Source organism: Hirschia baltica ATCC 49814, assembly GCF_000023785.1.
GTDB classification, from domain to species: Bacteria; Pseudomonadota; Alphaproteobacteria; order Caulobacterales; family Hyphomonadaceae; genus Hirschia; species Hirschia baltica.
On sequence record NC_012982.1, the window covers coordinates 2409451 to 2428201 of the forward strand.

Below are 18751 nucleotides of genomic sequence, written 5' to 3' on the forward strand. Positions count from 1 at the left end.
TTGCTTGATATTCATAACAACCAACACAGGAGACGATCATGATTAAAATTATTGGAATAACGCTTGCAGCATTTCTTATCGCTGCCGGCTTCTACTTAAACCTCTCGGCGACATCCTCTCTATACCTCTAGAGCAGATGTGTAAGCACACTGTTTTTATATAATTTCAAATACAAAATACTCTACCGAAAACCCCAAAAATACAAAAATGCATATCTGAAAACTTCATTAATGCATTTTAGCATACCACCTATAAGATTATATGCAGTTTTAAGTTATGCATATTGCTATATATAGATTTCAAGGCACAGCAATTGTGCATATCAATATATAGGGACTTTAACCATGACAAAACTAATCGGACTTCTAGTTGGTGCTGCAATACTTACAACAGTATTCTACCTAAACCTTACAAACGCAACTTCAGTTATCATGTAAGATTGCGTCTCTCATCGGCCATTAGCCGTTGAGAATATCAGACCGCATGGTGAAGAGCTCTTGCAAAATAGCTCAACCATGCAGCCTGAAAACATAATAAAAACCTATTCCACTGTCTCTTGTTGCACTGATTGAACAGCCTCAAGAACAGCCTCAGAAGCGGGACGTTTCTTATACCCCTCTTCCATCAATTTCTCGACAATCACATTATCTGAAGAAATCACCATTACAGCTGGGTGCGGAATGCCGTATGCGCGGGAGCCAACCTCATACTTCTCGTTCAATAGGCCAAATGCTTTTATATTGGCAGAGTCTGTATCAGAGACAAAAGTATATGACAGCTCATGCTTTTCTTTGAATTTCGCCAGCGTTTCAGGTGCATCATAGGATAATGCGACAAGCGGGAAACCTAATTTTTCCAATTGCGGCGCAATTTTATCAAGATCAATCATCTGCTTCTTACAGTATGGACACCAATCTGCCGACCGTACAAATGCGACGGTTACACCCTTCTCTCCCATGAGAGCAGGCAAACTCGTGACATCACCCGCAGAACTCACGACGCCGATTGCTTCATCTTCTACAGTCGGAACTGCTTTCCCGACCGCCAAACCAATTTCCTGTACATGATCTTTTTTCTTGTGATCCTCGGCCAATGCCAATGGCGCACTCAACAGAAGACTTGCAGTTAAAACTGCACCCAAAACTGATTTCATAAGACAACCTTTTCATTTCTTACCTTGCCTCCACCCATACACGGTTCTCGACGCGAATTTGAATGAACTCACATCACAAATATGTTATTCTTAATGTGAAGGAGAATTGATATGACATACGTGACCGGTTTTTTGCTCCCAGTCCCCAAAAAGAACAAAGACAGATATACCGAACTCGCAAAAGCGAGCTGGCCACTATTTAAAGAATATGGCGCACTCAGCGTCCAAGAAAACTGGGAAAAAGACGTTGCAGATGGCGAAGTCACCTCTTTTCCTATGGCCGTAAAACGTGAACCAGACGAGGATATTGTGTTTAGCTGGTTCATTTGGCCAGACAAAGAAACCGCAGAGGCGTGCTGGGCATCTTTTGAAACAGATAAACGTTGGGAGCCAATGATGGAAATGCCATTTGATGGCAAACGCATGATCTTTGGTGGTTTCGAACCAATTTTCAAATCTGAATAAGCGCGCAGAACACAACCATACGCCTAGCTCACAAAAAGGGCCACTTCCCTACAGAAGCGGCCCTCTTTATATCAGTCTATTCGACGATGAAGATCTCTTTTAAGCCAATGAAGGCTCTAGGTTCTTACATGCTTCGATAAGTACGTTCACCGCAGCGATAGATTTTTCCATCATTTCTTTTTCAGAAGCATCCATTGGGAATTCGATGACTTTTTCAGCACCTTCAGCACCAATCACAACAGGCACACCCACATACATGTCGTTCTGACCATACTCACCTGAAAGGTATGCAGCAGATGGAAGAACGCGTTTCTGGTCTTTCAAGTAAGACTGAGCCATAGCAATCGCTGATTCCGCAGGTGCATAGTAAGCTGAACCTTTTTCCAGAAGCGCAACAATTTCACCGCCACCTTTACGCGTACGCATAACCATTGCGTCTAGGTCTTCTTGCGACAACATGCCGTTTTCAACAAGAACGTTAAGCGGCAAACCACCCACTGTTGAGTAACGTACCATTGGCACCATGTCATCACCGTGACCACCTAATGTCCAAGCGCGGATATCTTTCACAGATACACCAAGTTTTTCAGACAAGAAGTAGGCAAAGCGAGCTGAGTCAAGCACACCAGCCATACCCACAACTTTGTTTGTTGGCAGACCAGAGAATTTTTGAAGCGCCCAAACCATTGCATCCAGAGGGTTTGTAATACAGATCACGAATGCATTTGGTGCGTATGTTTTGATACCTTCAGCAACTTGCTTCATGACACCAAGGTTTTTGCCGATAAGGTCGTCGCGGCTCATGCCAGGCATACGTGGGAAACCAGCTGTCACGATACAAACATCAGCGCCTTCAATGTCTGCATATGAATCTGTACCCGCAAGCGCAACATCAGAACCAAACACAGTTGTCGCTTCAGCCATGTCCAAAGCTTTACCTTTAGCAACACCGCCAAAAATATCGAACAATACAACATCACCCAACTCTTCGCGCGCAGCGATGTGTGCAAGTGTTCCACCGATCATTCCAGCGCCGATCATAGCGATTTTTTTACGTGCCATTGGGGAGTTCTCCTGTTGTGTATATGCATCACGAATAGCTTTATTGGCGATTCCGCCAACGAGTTTACCAAGCATGATCCATGTCCCGAACGTATAGAATATGTCGGAGAGTTAACCCACACTCGCGTCAAGTGCAATCCGTATTGGATTAGTCCATAGTCTGACTTTGGCAATATTCATCCAATATAGCGCTAACACGCAATAAAAAGACAAAATTTTTCCCGCTCAACACCCCTCATACACAAACGGCAGCTCCATATGGAACTGCCGTGTATGTCTTTATGATGTATCAATACTGACTAGAATTTATAGCCGAGCACAACAGAACCTGCGTGTGTGTCCGTATCTTCCAGTGAGTAATATGTATAATCACCGCGAAGTTCTAGGCTCTCCGTCATATCAAATGTCAGACCTGCCCCAACTGCTGGACCCGATGCTGAATCTTCAACATTTACAGCCGCCACATTTCCAACAACAGGCACGGTCGCGTCAAGATCAATATAGGCATACCCTGCTCGCGCATGAACGCCTAGGCGATCATTAATAGGTATTTGCGCCGTACCATATGCACCAATCAGATAATTCAACCCGATATCACTGGACTCAGCGATAATATCATCAAGGTCACCATCATTATTGCGGTCAATCTCGAAGTCATCTTCATCAACATTATAGTCGAATTCACCATCATCGACACCAGAAGTTAAGTCAGCCTCAACACCAAACATAGGCGTGATCTGCCAACCTGTACGCGCAGTAAAAGCGCTCGTACCTACACCATCGGCAATACCATCTGGCTCTAACTCAAGGTAAGAATACCCACCTTGTACATATGGCCCGGTGTCTTCAACCGCTTGAGCATGAGCCGCCCCCATAAGTGAGAGAGCAGAAACAGCAGCACCAGCAAAAATCGTCTTCATGATATATTCCTTCGCAGTTAAAAATCACCTGCAAGACAAACGCTGAAAATTACAGAACCGCGTCGTCAACAAGCTGGTGAACTACGCGCCGGGCGGCATGTTAGTTCCGCCCTCCACCTATTTTGTGAACAATCATAATTTTAATTAATTGTAGGGCTTACGCACTTGAAACAACCCTCCAGCAACGCCATCGGATGCCCCGATATTCTCATTTTTTTCCAAGGGCCAAATTTCACGCAAAAGTATGCAAAATCAACAAATTGCAATCACACCCTTTTTAATTCCCGTGAATTTGACCATAAAAGTTGTGTTAACGTTAATATTGTGACTTTCCGTCACACGCCTGTCGTTCCATAATAGTACACCCATGATTAATTTTATGCTGAGGGGCAAATCATGAAGACCATTGGGAATATTTTCAAAGCCGCCTTCAAAGGCTTGCTAACACTACCATTCGTGCTTGGTATCTGGGCGCTATTATCTCATTATTTTCCGGATATCCAATCATCCGCGCTTCAATTATGTGATGATGCGATCCAACACATCTTACCCCTATTGGGTGAGAGACAAGACTATGTGAGCAACTCTCTATTAACGCCGCTCACTGTATTCATGATTGCTCTGACGATATTAAGCCGCTTCTTCCTCGTGGATTTCTTCTTGGGCCTGCTATCAGGCATAGGCAGTCTATTTAAAAGCAAAGACGATACCCGCTCCGCCAAAGACCTCATGAAAGCCGGCGAAAAAGAAGCCAAAGCGCGTGAGAAGCAAGAACAGCGCGAAGCAGCCATCGCAGCTAAAGAAGCAGAAAAACAAGCAAAAATTGATGCAAAGCTCGCCGCAGAACAAGCCAAAATTGATGAAAAAGCAGCTGCGGAACAAGCTAAGGCAGACGCCAAAGCCGCCGCCATAGCTGCCAAGCAGCAAGCAGCCGAAGAAAAAGAGCACGCCAAAGCCGCAAAGAAAAACAAAAAAAGCAAAGATAATACCAGCGACGCAAAAGAAACCGCTCCTGAAGATACAGACTCTCTAATTGCCCCGGCAGCAATTGCTACATCTGTTGCAGCAGCAGCTATTGCAACAGCAACGCAATCTGCTGACGCAGACACCTCTGAATCTTCATCAGACAATGGTTTCGTCTCGGAAGAAGAATTATTGGCAGACATGCCCGAAGCAGAGGCGATGACTGCAGAAACCCTAGAAACAGAAGCAAATGTCACTTTTGCAGATGAGACGCCTGAAGCCGCCGAACATGAAACACCCTTAACCGTAGAACCTATTGCAGAAAAAATTGCCCTTGCGGACACAGAAATCAAACTCTCTGACATTGAAGCGGCGCTTGATGATGCACTTGATGAAATTCCCGACACAGCAGAGCTAGACACTCCGCCAGTCATTGAAGAAGCCAATATCGCGCCAGAAGTCATCACCGAAGAAATTGCCCCTAGTTTAGATGATGAAGAATTAGTGCTGCCGGAATCGCCAGAGCTAGACGCAGCGCAAATCATTGAAGAACTTCCTGAGATGGAAGAACTACCAGCAACAGAATCTGTAGACGACTTTGAATCTGAGGCACCCATTATTGAAGATCTTCCCGATCTTGAAGATCCAGGCCTCGACGATGAAACACCTCTTGCTGCCGAAGCGGTGGCCGAACCAGTTTCTCCAGAAACTCCTGATCTAGAACTAGACGCGCCAATTGTTGAAGACTTAGACGAGTTAGAAGAATTAACTCCGCCTCCCGAAATGGAGATTGACAATATTGACGATGCTTCGTCTGACCTTAAACCTGAAGCACTTCCTGAACTCGTAGAAGATGTTCCTGAAAGCTTGGATTTATCTGAGGGCCTTTCGTTAGATAATCTAGACGATACACCTGATCTGGATGCACTCTCAGAGCTTGGTGATTATCCTTCCGATGCAGACTTGATAAAAGCACCCAAGACCGAGGAAGAATCTCTTGCAGAGATAGAAGAGCTAGCAGGCATGGAAGAAATGCCCGATATTACAGACCTTCCTGACCTTCCAGACACGCCTGAAGTCGAAGACATGCTAGCAGATGATCTTTTGGAAGACCTTCCAGACATTGATGATTTGGACCCATTAAAGATCAACTAGCGCACAATCAGTTCACATTATAACAAGCCCATCAGCATATCTGGTGGGCTTGTTTCGTTTATACCAATCTATGGGGCGACCGCTTCTTCACTGCGGCCGGCTGCCAGATAGTCTTTTGAGCGCATCTCATGCAAGCGGCTGGCTGTGCGCTCAAACTCAAACGCCCCATCACCTTCAGGATATAAATCATCCGGCTCTGCCTCAGCACTCAGCACAAGCTTGGTACGCGATTCATACAAAGCATCAATCAATGTCACAAACCGCTTCGCCGCATTGCGGTTTGCAGGCGTCAACATCGGCACATGTTCGATAAATACAGTATGGAACCGACGCGCAATCACAAGATAATCTGCTGCCCCTAAGGGTTTGTCACACAACTCACTAAAACTAAAAAAAGCACAACCTGCAGCATGGCGTGACACGCGAAGCGTTCGTCCTTGAACGGTCAATTCAACTTGACTGTCAGAAACCCCTTTAGTGAGTCGCACCCAAGCTTCCTGCAACGCATTATCGGAAGCCTGATTTAAGGGTGAGTAATACACCGGAGCAGCGATCAGCCTTTCAAGCCTATAATCCATGTCAGACTTCAGCTCGATAATGTCCAACTTGTCTTTGATCATGCCAATAAACGGCTTGAACAGATCACGATTGACACCGCCCGCATATAAATCATCCGGGTGCCTATTTGATGTCGCGACGACAACTATGTCGTGCTTCCACAATTGCTCAAATAAACGCCCCAAAATCATTGCATCAGCAATGTCAGTCACATGAAATTCATCAAAACACAAAAGCCGCGCCTTATCGGCTATATGTTTGGCGGCGGGCGGGATTGGGTCTTCGCCAACACCTTTAACATAAGCAGCATGTTTCCTGCGCGACTTTTCATCCAGCTTCCGCCACTGCGCGATAAAGCTATGGGTTTCAAGCATAAAGTCATGAAAATGCGTGCGCAGCGCAGGCTTTAAAGGCGTATGCGCATGAAACAAATCCATCAACATGGATTTCCCTCGCCCGACACCGCCCCAGATATAAAGCCCCTTGGGGTATACAGGTTTAGAAAACCAACCTGTCTTCATTTCAGATAATTGCGTGGCCAACATATCAAAACGCTGCGCCATATCGGCTTGTGCAGAATCAGCTTTCAGCTGACCTGCCGCGACTTTTTCTTTATAATTTTGATAAAGCTCAACCATTCAAATGGCCTTAGTATCAACTCATGTGAAGGTCGAGTGCTCAGCCAGCAATTCCCAAACAAAAGGGCCAAACACTTTGCGCTTGACCCTGTTTTTTTGAAAATTGCGAATTTAGCGATCACTTATGCGACTGCGCCCTTGGCACCAGTTCCACCCATAACTTCAAGTAGGAAGTCGTAGAATTTATCTGGATAGCGACTAAACTCATTCATTGCCAAATCTTCTTTAGCAATCGCTTTAGGAGCACAATTGCACCCCACTTTGCACAAAAAATCGACCATCGACTGACGTTTATCGCTCGCAGACACAACAGCAAGGCGAAAATCACCCATGCTGGCAACACGCGTTACAGTCGTATCTTCGTCCATGGAATCCGGTAATCGCAAATCGAGCATGACTAGGTCAAAACGCTCGAGTCTCAATTTTTTTTCCGCTTCCAATAGTGATCCTGCCAAAACCAGATCGACTGGCAAACGCTGTCTCGTCGCCGCAACACCTGCAGCCAACAACATTTCCGACGCTTTTGGATGATCCTCGACCCACAGAACTTTCACTAAATGACTCCTTGCCCCTCATAAGTGGCTTTTATGCATTTTTGTAACAATACAGTAAATAGCTTCACTGCCGAAAAACAAAGAAAAATACAACATGCTTATTTATATACATTGAAAAACAACATCTGCCACAAATTGACGCTAAAAACACAATTCAAATACAATATAGTGATATAGCAAGAACTATCATTATATAATATTTACCTACAAAGTGCTGTGCCTTCTGTATTGCCATCTGAGGGAGTATCAATGTTTGACTATAATCAATCTATTTGCATTGATATTGTACTTTGAAATGTAAATTTCTAACACTCAAATATATGTTTTATAATTTTATTATATAGTGAAACCCCTCACCTTTAAACATTTTCCGTAATAAGTTTAAAGAAGGCGATAGGCTTTAGTTTCTTCTTTTCTTTAAATGATAAACCTGATCAAATTTGATAAAGTTAATAATAAAGCCTCCACACCGTAATAAAGTGCGAAGGCTTTAAAATAAAATCGAATATTTGCTCAGATTAACCTGACTTCACTCTTGATGCTTCGCTATTTCCAGAAAGCCCATACCAATCCAACTCTCTCGTCTTCCACATAGTGAAAGCAATAGCGGCAAAGCTAGCGATTGAGCCCACAAGCAGCGCATAATCCTGCATCCGCATAAGCACATATATCAGTGCGTAAAGCGAGGTGAAAACAATAAAGGCATTCATTCGCGCCTCACGCCCACCAAAGACTGCACCAGCATATAGCGATAATGCCGCAACTGTCGCCGAAGCAGCCACAATAAAGCCTGCTGTAAATCCAGTATGCTCCGATACGCCCAAGAGTAGCAGATAGAACACAACTTGAGCCAAACCAACAAGCACATATTGGGCCGGGTGCGTACGCATGGAACTTGTGGTTTCAAATAGAAAATATGCCAAAAATACCAGCCCAATAAACATGGGTGCATATTTTAATGCACGCATGACTGATTGATATGGCGACGTCTCATCCAATAATCGCAAACCCATATTAGATTGTACTAAGTCATATAATTGCAAATTCTCGCCAGATGCTTCTACACCCCTAGCAAGATACGGCACTTTCCAGTTTGCTGTAAAACCTTCATCCGTGATCGAACGCTCGACAGGAAGAAAACCACCAACAAAGCTTGGCGATGCCCAATCTCCAGTTAATTCAATACTCGTATTCTGGGCAAAAGCCGCAAACCCAATGCGCTGCGCGCCCGTTAATCGCATACTGGCCGTCAGATCAAAAACGGAGTTCTCATCCAATGAGATCCCCCGAACCGAACCGACCGTATCTGACAAAGAACTCGATAATGCGCCATTACCCGGCCCAAGACTGATCTTTTCTTCGCCGATCTGAACGAGCACATCATCCTTGATGCCGCGCAAATCTGACATGCCCATATGAATGCGCGCATCATCCCAATGCAATGTTGCGCCGCGCGGCTTGTTCAACATGGCTTGCTCCAAATCAAAGCTCGCCTTAAAATCAATATTCACATCAAACACTGGCACACGGTGCAAGCTCCGCTTCAGCATTTCGGTTTTCAAATCCGCCCTTGCAAACCCGCTTGTGCCAAACACAACAAACTCGCCTGTTTTCTTGCGCTGCGTGTCGATCATAACACCGCTATTATTGGGCACTCTTTCAGTGACGATCTGCTCATACGGAATAGATAAAACCGGCCCAAGCACAATCTGCTCCCCACCTCGCGCCAAACTCACCTCTTGCACCGCTTGCTGTGCGTTTGTGGTGCGCTCTTTCACAACGCCCCAGACAAACATTGTCGGAATAGCCATAAGTAGCGCCAATGCGCACACAAGCAGTAATTTCAAACCAAATGATCTGTTGGGCATATACGCCCCCACATTCAACCGATTAAAATTTGGCCCGTTCTCGTCTTGGGATGATCCCACTCCACCATCTTCCATTTCTTCACTCTCCAAACATGGATGTATTTAATACACCCCCAAATCAGTTTATGACTTTTTGTTCAGGCTAGAATGTGATCCATAAAAGGCGAAATAAGATCACTATGAGGTTTTAAAGGGACACGATATGAAACTTCAGGATTATAGCGCATTCTGTAAGTCCATCCCAAACACAACCCATGTGGTGCAATGGGGTGATGCCCATGTTTGGAAAATTGGCGGCAAAGTTTTCGCCGTCGGCGGATGGGCCAAAGACATTCAAAATGACGATCCCGATCATATTTGCATCTCAATCAAAGTCTCTGAAATGGCATGGGAAATAATCAGAGACGTTCCCGGATGCCGCCCCGCGCCATATCTTGCCTCTCGCGGTATGAAATGGGTTCAACGCACAGGCAATGAAACCATTTCCGATGAAGAGATGAAAACCTACATCAAACAAAGCCACGACATCGTCGCGACAGGACTAACCAAAAAACGACAAAGAGAGCTGGGACTGTTAAAGGACTAACCCCTCTCCTGCACTTTATGCGTCTCACGCTGATTAGGTTTGCAGCTCTTCAAGTAGCTCATCCATAAGATTAAAGCCCATACCCCAACCGCCGCCCATGCGATCTTTCATGCTGGCAAACATAGCTATTTCAGCATCAGATGCATTGTGCGGCTTCCATGTAAATCTAAGCTTTGTCACACCGCCCACCTCTTCAAATTCCGCGATAGTAAGCAGCGTCGCCGGCCAATCAGGCATCATGGGGGAAGCAATGATATTCCAATCCTTATCCGTGGTTGAGAGAAGCATGCTCAACAAATCTTCTGGCATCACCTCTTCAAAAACAGCCTTGCTAAACATGGCCCCCTTTTCCATGCGCATTTCATTGAGCCATTCTCCGCCTTTTTCTAGCTCAAATTTGTGAATCACCGTCTCAACATTAGGGCCATACCAGCGCGCCAGCAGTTCAGGCTGCGTCCAACATTTCCAGACCAAACTTTTCGCCGCTTTAAACTCGCGATCAATAATCAGTTTTGGTAATTCACTCATTGGGCTTCTCCCCCTCTTCCATTTTTAATTCATTCAAAAGGGTGTCGAGCTGATCAAAACTGTTCTCCCAAAATTCCTTGTATTGCTCCAGCCAATTCACAGCCGCCTGCATGGGCTCCGCTTTAAGATGAGACAAACGTTTTTGTTTATCCACTCGGCGCTCAATCAGACCTGCTTTTTCTAACACTTTCAAATGCTTAGATATTGCAGGCTGACTCATCGCAAAAGGCTGCGCCAAATCACCCACGGCTGCATCGCCGCTGGCTAGCTTTGATATAATCGCGCGCCGTGTCGGGTCCGCCAGTGCAGCAAATATAGCATCAAGATTAGGCTGATCTTTTATATAACCAATTTGTTCCATAACTTATTAGTTATATATTGAGCCATAAGAGTCAACACCGATTGAAAACTTAGATTGACCCAAAAGCAAAAGCCTCTAGTTTCGGCGCAAATTAGATCCAGAAACCGAAAGCGGAGACCATGTTTAACTACCCAGATGATTTTGATGGCGAAATGCTCGGTCATATCCGTGATGACGGCTCCGATATGGATCAGCCCATGGTGATTGATTTTGCTATCGATGCACATCCTGAAAATATCGCGGAAAAAGTCGCCGCAGCTTGCAAAACCCAGCTTGCAACAAAGGGTTATCAAGTAGAAATCATCGAGCCAGACCCGGAAGATCCAGAAGATGACCGCTGGAGTGTGTACTGCTCAATCCACATGATCCCCGTCTATGAAGAAATTGTACAAATCCAGCAGGAATTACATGCCATCGCTGAGCCTTTGGGCGGTGCAGCTGATGGCTGGGGAACTTATGGTAATGCGCCAGAAAACAACTAAATTATGCCAATTCCGAAACTAGATTTACACCCGAATGAAAACATAATCTGGGATGCCCCAATCGACTCCCAGATTATGAATGCGATCAACAATAAAGGTCGCCTCATTTATGGTGGACTGGCCGCCGCTATGCTTGTGCTCGCATTGTATCTAATGCTGTTATTTGCCAATGGTTTTTGGGGGGCAAATGAGAATGCAGGCAGCGCCCGCCTAATCGCCACAATCATAACCGGCCCTGCTATTCTCGTGGCGCTCGTCGCCCTTTGGGCATTTGTTGAGCGTTTCAAACTCATTGGTGCGCATTCCATGCCGGCGCATTATTTCATCACAGACCAACGCGCTATCTCCATGCGAGACAATGCCGAAATATTTGATGAAATCAATATGGCAGACATCTCCCACACCAGCATTGATGGCCAAGGCGAAACGCAAATCCTAATGCTCGCGCGTTCCGCCGACGATGCAGACGAAAACGACCAAACCAACGCAGAAACACAAGAGCGCAAATCGCCTTTTCTCTTTGTCCACCTTGAAGATCTTGAAGCTGTCAAAAAGTTGGTTGATCAATACATTCCAACCGATCAATGAGCGCGAAATATCTACGTGTCATGTGGCATGATACATTGCCCGATGAACCTATGGAGCTGTATTACGAAATACAGCCCACCAAATGCGTTACCCGCATGATAGAGATTTTCGACGATGGCATCCCCTATGCCGATAGCCTCGAAATCGCATTGCGCCGCTATCCTCCACCCGCCAACAAATCCTGCTTGTGCGATGGAATATTTCCTAGCTCAGACGCATATGATATTCTGTTCCAAACCTCTGATTTCAGCTATAATGAGATCAGCAAAAGTCAATTTGATAAACTATTTATGCGGGCAAACATCAAAAACTAATTTGGAATTTTAAGGCTGAGAAAATATCAAAATTATGCCTGCGCTCTAGCTTCATAATCAGCTCGCGCTTTTTCAATTGCCTCTCGATTGCGTTCTGCCCAGATCCACACACCGCAAAACGCCCGCCCCAACCTTTCGCCCATCTCTGTCAGCCTATATTCCACTTTGGGCGGCACTTGCGGATACACTTTTCGCTCGATCAGCCCATCTCGCTCCATAAAGCGTAATGTTTGGGTCAGCATTTTCTGACTAATCCCCTCAACCTGTCGCCCCAATTGGGAAAACCGCAACACTTCATGCTCATGCAATTCCTCAAGGATAAGCATTGTCCATTTATCAGCCACACGCCCAATAATTTCCACCACGAGCGCTTCCAAAGCCGGATCAACATCGCTAGGCGGTGTTTCGCTTAAATAGCGCTCAGCTTCCTGAAAATCATCGTCTGTGAATGTGTCATTGAAGGTTGAGATGCCCATAATAGCCAATACTCTCTTTTAGGTAAGTATAATTCTTTTAGGTGCCTACTTTCCAAAAGTTAGAGATTTCCCACATGCTTGGCAAGTCCTTGGCCGCAGAAGCAAGACTTAGAAAAGCAAGACAAGGACAATTTGACAGCACAGGAAAATTCAAAAATGAAGCTCTCAGGAAACACGATACTGATCACAGGCGGCAGCTCTGGCATTGGACGCCAATTCGCACGCCAGTTTCACGCACTCGGAAATTTTGTCATCATCACAGGACGCCGCATGGACGCGCTTCAAGAAACCATCGGCGAACGCGATAATATGCAGGCCTATCAACTAGATATGACGGATGCAGATGCCATCGCTGAGTTTGCCAAGCAGATTACAACCACTCACCCAGGCCTCAACATCTTGATGAATAATGCAGGCATTATGCGGCCTGAAAACTTAAAGGCTGAAAATATTGATACAGCCGACGCTCAGCTCACAATCGCTACAAACCTACTCGCCCCCATTCAGCTGGGTTATGCATTGCTTCCCCATCTTCGCACCACGCAAAATGCTGCAATCCTCAATGTGACATCCGGCCTTGCGTTCACGCCGCTTTTTGCAACGCCAACATACAACGCAACCAAGGCCGCCCTGCACTCATGGACGCTATCCCTGCGCGGACAATTTGAGAAAGAAATAGACATCATCGAAATCATTCCGCCCGGTGTTCAATCAGACATTATGGAAGGTCATGCAGATGATCCAGCTATGATGACGATGGATGATTTCATCACAGAAACAATGCACAATTTCCACGAAACACCAGTGCCACTAGAAAATTGCGTTGAGCGAGTTTTATTCTTAAGAAATGCCGAAAAAGAAAACCGTCTGGAGCAAACAATGCATACACTGAATGCATTGCACCGATAGACTAGATCAACACACAAAAAAGGGAGCAAGTTTAAACCTGCTCCCTTTTATTCAAACGATCATTATATTTTACTGATATGCATCTGAATTATCCGGCCCATCGGCAATGTCTTTTGCGACCACACTTGCTTGGTCAGCAGCTTCTGCCGCAACCACTTTAAGATCGTCAGCTGCATTACCAGTCCAGCGATCAACGCGCGCGCCAGCATCTTCAAATGATCCTGTTGTTAATCGCAAGAAAAACATTGTGACTGTAAATGCGATCAAAACGCCATACACGATACTATTTAATAAGCGGCTCATTTCCCTATTTCCTTCCAACAGCTTTAAATTATGAAACACCCCGACAACGGGTCACTCTCATACGAAAGCTCGCGTTTCATAATCGGCCCTGCATAGTTAACGCCGCAAATTGCATTAAGTTCCATGCAAACCTTTATGCGCTACTGCTGGGGAGGCCGCAAAGATCGTTGCGTGTTAAACAACAACCGAAATAGGCTTATCTATTCATCGCCATGTACAACGAGATTTTCATTCAAGAACGCTAGGATTTTAGGCCAATTGTCTAACTGAGCAGCATGATTGCTCGCAACTGTCCCTCCAAATGTAACAGGCGTTTGATCACTTGAATCCACACTTTCATCTGGCAAACCGGAAACAAAATGTCCTGCCTCAGCGTATTTCAAAATATCCACCTCAGGGCCGTCATTCTTAATCGCGCGAGATTTCAATTGCTCGGCCATAGGACAGGATGGCCACAACATGTCAGCACCTCCACACACCAACAGCGTCGCCGCATTGGAACGCTCTATCTCGATAAACGCATCAGGATGTTGCTCACGCGCTTTCAGTCCGTTCTCATACAGAGAAAACAGCCCTAATTCATTGTCCCATACGCCATATGGCATAGAAGCTACAGCTTCCCCATTCAAAGACCATGACGCTTCGGGTACACGGCCATCTCGCGACCAATTTATCCCTTGCCAAGACACACTGGACGGCACCACCGCCACGACGGCATCTATCTCAGAATGACGACTTGCAACAATTAAAGCAGCTTCAGCGCCTTTTGACGTGCCCATTATGCCAAATTGTTTAGTGCTCACTTCTTCGCGTGCAGACAGCCAATCAATCGCATTATGAAACAATTCCAAAGGGATCATCTCAAGATTTTCAGGCTGCCCTTCAGCAAGATAAAAAGACATTTGCAGCACATTAAATCCAGCATCTTGGAAAAACAGCGCATCTCTTCGTCCAGCTTCGCTCAATCCGCCTTCAGAACCACCAATAAGCAAAATCGTGGCACCATTCGCCTTCAGGCCAGCGGGAAAATAATCAGCATATAAATCAGGATTGCGCAGCTCAATATTTGATAGATCTTGCTGTGATGTTTCGACCAAATCACCTTCAGTCATAGACGGAGAAGCACATCCTACAATCATCAAACAAGCCGCACCAATACTCATCGACCAAATAGATTTACGCATGATTTTCAAAACACTTTCACAACAAAATTAGCGAATCTAGCCACCATATTCGGACAAAAGAAAAAGACAATTGACCCATAGGATAAATCAGCTATCTTCAGCCATTCCGAGGGGCGCGTATGGTTAAGCGCTGAGATGGGGACAATACCTCCCTAGCACCCTTTGAACCTGATCTGGAAAGCGGGCAATAACGCCCTCAACCAGCGTAGGAACGGAGCGAAACGGGTGAACATATCCATTCCACCACCGCCACCCAAGCCAGATACACTGGCTGTGCTTGAAAGCTGTCCGCCTACCATTCGCAATCAAATAGACACGCTTCGTAATTTGATTTTTGAAATCGCGGTTTCATTGCCTTGTGTTAGCAAGCTCACCGAAACCCTTAAATGGGGCCAATTATCTTATCTCACCAATGAAACCAAAAGCGGAACCACAATTCGTCTTGGCTGGGACACCAAAACCTTTAATTCGGTCAGTCTTTTTGTGCATTGCCAGACAACTCTCGTTGCAGAATGGCAAACGCTTTTTGGCGACGAACTCACCTTTATAAACAACCGAGAAATTCGCCTGCCAGCTCAGGCACCTCTTCCTGTGAAACCATTAGAACAGTGTATTTCTATGGCGCTCACATATCATTCTAGGAAATCAAAATGAACAAACCAACTTCCCAACACGAGTTTGAAACACCTAAAGTGACGACTGGCCCGCTGCCAAGCTCTCGCAAGGTTTACACTCACCCTGTCGCAGACCCAAGCCTATCTGTGCCCCGCCGTGAGATTGACCTCCACCCAAGCGCGAATGAGCCGCCCGTGCCCGTCTATGACACATCCGGCCCTTACTCAGACCCATCCGTCATTATTGACGTTGAAAAAGGTCTGCCGCGCATCCGTGATGGCTGGGTACAAGCGCGCTCAAACGTTGAAGAATATGAAGGCCGCCCAATCAAAATTGAAGATAATGGCGGCGCGACAGGTAAACACCTTGCCCGCGAATTTCCAACCAAGCACAAGCCCCTGCGCGGTGTAGGCGATGGCCCAATCACCCAATATGAATTTGCAAAAGCCGGCATCATCACCAAAGAGATGATCTACATCGCCGAACGCGAAAACATGGGCCGCAAGGAAGCCGTAGCCAATGCTGCTGAAACAGTGGCACAAGGAGAGAGCTTTGGCGCAGAAATTCCAGAATTTATCACACCTGAATTTGTCCGCGATGAAGTGGCCCGTGGCCGCGCGGTTATCCCCTCAAACATCAACCACCCAGAGCTAGAGCCGCAAATCATTGGCCGCAACTTCCTCGTGAAGATCAACGCCAATATTGGTAACTCCGCCGTGACCTCTTCTGTTGAAGAAGAAGTTGAAAAAATGGTCTGGGCCACGCGTTGGGGTGCAGACAATGTGATGGACCTTTCAACAGGTCGCAACATTCACAACACCCGCGAATGGATTTTGCGCAACTCCCCTGTGCCAATCGGAACAGTGCCAATCTACCAAGCTTTGGAAAAAGTAAACGGCATCGCCGAAGACCTCACATGGGAAGTTTACCGCGACACATTGATCGAGCAATGTGAGCAAGGCGTCGACTATTTCACCATCCACGCTGGTGTGCGCTTGGCATACATCCACCTCACCGTAAACCGCGTATGTGGTATCGTGTCCCGTGGTGGTTCCATCATGGCCAAATGGATGCTGACCCACCACAAGGAAAGCTTCCTCTACACCCACTTTGAAGAAATCTGTGACATCATGCGCAAGTATGACGTCACATTCTCCTTGGGTGATGGCTTGCGTCCGGGTGCTGTGGCGGACGCCAATGACCGCGCCCAATTTGCCGAGCTTGAAACACTTGGCGAGTTGACAAAAATCGCTTGGGATAAAGGCTGTCAGGTGATGATTGAAGGCCCAGGTCACGTGCCAATGCACAAGATCAAGGTCAACATGACCAAACAACTTAAAGAATGCGGCGAAGCGCCCTTCTACACGCTTGGCCCCCTCACAACAGATATCGCACCGGGTTATGACCACATCACTTCCGGTATCGGGGCGGCTATGATTGGGTGGTACGGAACAGCCATGCTTTGCTACGTGACGCCAAAAGAACATCTTGGCTTGCCAAACCGTGATGACGTTAAAGTCGGTGTGATCACATACCGCCTCGCCGCCCACGCAGCCGACCTTGCCAAAGGCCACCCTGCCGCGCAAATCCGCGATGATGCTGTCTCCCGTGCGCGTTTTGACTTCCGCTGGGAAGATCAATTCAACCTCGCGCTAGACCCTGAAACAGCCCGTGATTTCCACGACCAGACATTGCCAAAAGACGCGCACAAAGTGGCGCACTTCTGCTCCATGTGTGGCCCGAAATTCTGCTCCATGAAAATCACGCAAGACGTGCGCGATTACGCCGACACACTCTCCGACAATGAGAAAAAAGCCCTCCAACTCGAAGCCGAACAAGGCATGAGCGAAATGAGCAAAAAATTCGTCGAAAAAGGCGGCGAAATCTACCTCAGCGAGTCAGGCGAAAAACGCGAACCGATTGATTGAGGCAAAACCGCTCATCCCCGCTTAAGCGGGGATCCAGCCCTACACATCCAGTGTCATCCCGGACAAGCATAGCGCGATCCGGGATCCACATCTCAATTAAGACTAGCCCCGCGACTTCACACAAAAACGTTTTGACCTGACCACCTTGCATACACTTCAACGCCAGCCGAGCAGCATAGTGGATCCCAAATCAAGTTTGGGATGACAGATAATTTTAGGTTGCGTTTCAAGCAAGCTCATCGGGTATGACACTGTTTAATTTCAAGCCCAACACCTCACCATAAGACGACGCCCCAAAGGCCACCCACATCCCAATGTCATCCCGGACAAGCGAAGCGCGATCCGGGATCCACGTCTCAATCAAGACTGGCCTCGCGACTTCATACAAAAACGTTTTGGCGTGCCACCTTTGCATACACGTCAACGCCAGCCAAGCGGCACAGTGGATCCCAAACCAAGTTTGGGATGACAGATAATTTTAGGTTGCATTTCAAGCAAGCTCATCGGGCATGACGCTGTTTCGCTCCAAGCCCAACGCCTCACCATACGACGACGCCCCAAAGGCCACCCACTCAAAATGTCATCCCGGACAAGCGAAGCGCGATCCGGGATCCACGCATCAATCAAGACTGTCTTAAAACCAGTCACACGAAGTTTATGGCAAAATGAATTTCCTAAGCCTCAATAATTTAAACGGCTAGCACACGAATATCCACACGACTCAATCCCAGTTTCTGCAATTGTGAAACTGCACCATCTAAGCTCTTAAACACACGAGGTTCATAGGGGTTTCTCACGCTACTCAAGTACAAATTCTCACCATTCCACTCCGCCCCGATACCTTGGAACTTTACCCTATAATCACCTTTAGTTCCTTCAATCGAGGCGCTAACAATTAAGTTTTTCTCTATACGTGCTTCCACCATTCCTGACATTATACAATTCGAACCACTTATACCTGACATTCCTGAAATCACTCTTGACTCCTCTACGTTATTAATTATCGTTTCGATATTAAATTTTGCTTCAATAGACAATATTGTCAAGATGGTGTCGTTAGTAAACACTATTAATTCCTCGGATTTCCAGTACGACGGGCGACCAATGCAACAACCAAGTTACGATCTGCGTGTCATATCCC

At 46.3% G+C, this 18751-nt stretch carries 22 protein-coding genes and 1 riboswitch; of the genes, 9 read left to right on the forward strand and 13 right to left on the reverse strand.

Features of this window, described 5'->3' with window-relative positions:
• Positions 1-541: 541 nt before the first annotated feature.
• Entirely contained in the window at positions 542-1153 is a 612-nt protein-coding gene (locus HBAL_RS11335) for a peroxiredoxin family protein (RefSeq protein WP_015828081.1), read from the reverse strand.
• A 111-nt stretch (positions 1154-1264) separates the two neighbouring features.
• On the opposite strand from HBAL_RS11335, the gene HBAL_RS11340 reads away from it, so the two are divergent.
• Positions 1265-1618 carry a DUF1428 domain-containing protein gene (locus tag HBAL_RS11340; protein ID WP_015828082.1) on the forward strand — a complete coding sequence of 118 codons (354 nt, stop codon included), beginning with the start codon at positions 1265-1267 and terminating at the stop codon, positions 1616-1618.
• Positions 1619-1717: 99 nt separating this feature from the next.
• Here the strand turns inward: HBAL_RS11340 and mdh are convergent, their stop codons facing one another.
• Together mdh and HBAL_RS11350 are read right to left on the reverse strand one after the other, a co-directional pair.
• Positions 1718-2680, reverse strand: a complete 963-nt coding sequence (gene mdh, locus HBAL_RS11345; protein WP_015828083.1) for a malate dehydrogenase — start codon at positions 2678-2680, stop codon at positions 1718-1720.
• 299 nt (positions 2681-2979) lie between these two features.
• Positions 2980-3600, reverse strand: a complete 621-nt coding sequence (locus HBAL_RS11350; protein ID WP_015828084.1) for a porin family protein — start codon at positions 3598-3600, stop codon at positions 2980-2982.
• Between the two features lie 396 nt (positions 3601-3996).
• On the opposite strand from HBAL_RS11350, the gene HBAL_RS11355 reads away from it, so the two are divergent.
• On the forward strand, positions 3997-5718 hold the full coding sequence (locus tag HBAL_RS11355) for a hypothetical protein (protein WP_015828085.1): 1722 nt from the start codon (positions 3997-3999) through the stop codon (positions 5716-5718).
• 68 nt (positions 5719-5786) lie between these two features.
• On the opposite strand, the gene zapE is transcribed toward HBAL_RS11355, so the two are convergent.
• The 3 genes from zapE to creD all read right to left on the reverse strand — a co-directional run bounded on the left by zapE (position 5787) and on the right by creD (position 9411).
• Entirely contained in the window at positions 5787-6914 is a 1128-nt protein-coding gene (zapE, locus tag HBAL_RS11360; protein ID WP_015828086.1) for a cell division protein ZapE, read from the reverse strand.
• Between the two features lie 122 nt (positions 6915-7036).
• A complete protein-coding gene (locus HBAL_RS11365; RefSeq protein ID WP_015828087.1) occupies positions 7037-7468 on the reverse strand; it encodes a DNA-binding transcriptional response regulator in 432 nt (143 codons plus the stop codon).
• A 518-nt stretch (positions 7469-7986) separates the two neighbouring features.
• Positions 7987-9411, reverse strand: a complete 1425-nt coding sequence (gene creD, locus HBAL_RS11370) for a cell envelope integrity protein CreD (RefSeq protein ID WP_015828088.1) — start codon at positions 9409-9411, stop codon at positions 7987-7989.
• A gap of 127 nt (positions 9412-9538) precedes the next feature.
• Between creD and HBAL_RS11375 the strand changes: the two genes are divergently transcribed.
• Positions 9539-9922, forward strand: a complete 384-nt coding sequence (locus tag HBAL_RS11375) for an MmcQ/YjbR family DNA-binding protein (RefSeq protein WP_015828089.1) — start codon at positions 9539-9541, stop codon at positions 9920-9922.
• Positions 9923-9955: 33 nt separating this feature from the next.
• Here the strand turns inward: HBAL_RS11375 and HBAL_RS11380 are convergent, their stop codons facing one another.
• Positions 9956-10450: an SRPBCC family protein gene (locus HBAL_RS11380; protein WP_015828090.1), complete on the reverse strand. Its 495-nt coding sequence runs from the start codon at positions 10448-10450 to the stop codon at positions 9956-9958.
• Positions 10443-10811 (reverse strand): ArsR/SmtB family transcription factor, encoded by a 369-nt coding sequence (locus tag HBAL_RS11385; protein ID WP_015828091.1) that lies wholly within the window; start codon positions 10809-10811, stop codon positions 10443-10445. Before HBAL_RS11385 ends, HBAL_RS11380 begins: the two co-directional genes overlap by 8 nt.
• 119 nt (positions 10812-10930) lie before the next feature.
• On the opposite strand from HBAL_RS11385, the gene HBAL_RS11390 reads away from it, so the two are divergent.
• The 3 genes from HBAL_RS11390 to HBAL_RS11400 are packed head-to-tail and all read left to right on the forward strand — an operon-like array spanning position 10931 to position 12195.
• On the forward strand, positions 10931-11293 hold the full coding sequence (locus HBAL_RS11390; protein ID WP_015828092.1) for a ribonuclease E inhibitor RraB: 363 nt from the start codon (positions 10931-10933) through the stop codon (positions 11291-11293).
• A gap of 3 nt (positions 11294-11296) precedes the next feature.
• Positions 11297-11881: a hypothetical protein gene (locus tag HBAL_RS11395; RefSeq protein WP_015828093.1), complete on the forward strand. Its 585-nt coding sequence runs from the start codon at positions 11297-11299 to the stop codon at positions 11879-11881.
• Complete coding sequence (locus HBAL_RS11400; RefSeq protein ID WP_015828094.1) at positions 11878-12195, forward strand: DUF6881 domain-containing protein; 318 nt, start codon at positions 11878-11880, stop codon at positions 12193-12195. The genes HBAL_RS11395 and HBAL_RS11400 overlap by 4 nt, the downstream gene beginning before the upstream one ends.
• A gap of 32 nt (positions 12196-12227) precedes the next feature.
• On the opposite strand, the gene HBAL_RS11405 is transcribed toward HBAL_RS11400, so the two are convergent.
• Complete coding sequence (locus tag HBAL_RS11405; protein WP_015828095.1) at positions 12228-12671, reverse strand: winged helix-turn-helix transcriptional regulator; 444 nt, start codon at positions 12669-12671, stop codon at positions 12228-12230.
• A gap of 156 nt (positions 12672-12827) precedes the next feature.
• Between HBAL_RS11405 and HBAL_RS11410 the strand changes: the two genes are divergently transcribed.
• A complete protein-coding gene (locus HBAL_RS11410; protein WP_015828096.1) occupies positions 12828-13580 on the forward strand; it encodes an SDR family oxidoreductase in 753 nt (250 codons plus the stop codon).
• Between the two features lie 69 nt (positions 13581-13649).
• Here HBAL_RS11410 and HBAL_RS11415 read toward each other — a convergent pair whose 3' ends face one another.
• Positions 13650-13883 (reverse strand): hypothetical protein, encoded by a 234-nt coding sequence (locus HBAL_RS11415; RefSeq protein ID WP_015828097.1) that lies wholly within the window; start codon positions 13881-13883, stop codon positions 13650-13652.
• Between the two features lie 200 nt (positions 13884-14083).
• Positions 14084-15067: an acyl-CoA thioester hydrolase/BAAT C-terminal domain-containing protein gene (locus HBAL_RS11420; protein ID WP_015828098.1), complete on the reverse strand. Its 984-nt coding sequence runs from the start codon at positions 15065-15067 to the stop codon at positions 14084-14086.
• 99 nt (positions 15068-15166) lie between these two features.
• Positions 15167-15296, forward strand: a riboswitch (TPP riboswitch).
• On the opposite strand from HBAL_RS11420, the gene HBAL_RS11425 reads away from it, so the two are divergent.
• Complete coding sequence (locus HBAL_RS11425; protein ID WP_015828099.1) at positions 15293-15721, forward strand: DUF1801 domain-containing protein; 429 nt, start codon at positions 15293-15295, stop codon at positions 15719-15721. (Overlaps the previous riboswitch by 4 nt.)
• Complete coding sequence (gene thiC / locus HBAL_RS11430) at positions 15718-17610, forward strand: phosphomethylpyrimidine synthase ThiC (RefSeq protein WP_015828100.1); 1893 nt, start codon at positions 15718-15720, stop codon at positions 17608-17610. The genes HBAL_RS11425 and thiC overlap by 4 nt, the downstream gene beginning before the upstream one ends.
• A 420-nt stretch (positions 17611-18030) precedes the next feature.
• On the opposite strand, the gene HBAL_RS16775 is transcribed toward thiC, so the two are convergent.
• The gene (locus HBAL_RS16775; protein WP_159098036.1) at positions 18031-18186 is read right to left on the reverse strand and encodes a hypothetical protein; all 156 of its coding nucleotides are present in this window, start codon (positions 18184-18186) and stop codon (positions 18031-18033) included.
• Positions 18187-18299: 113 nt separating this feature from the next.
• Positions 18300-18677, reverse strand: a complete 378-nt coding sequence (locus HBAL_RS16910; protein ID WP_015828102.1) for a hypothetical protein — start codon at positions 18675-18677, stop codon at positions 18300-18302.
• Between the last annotated feature and the right edge of the window lie 74 nt (positions 18678-18751).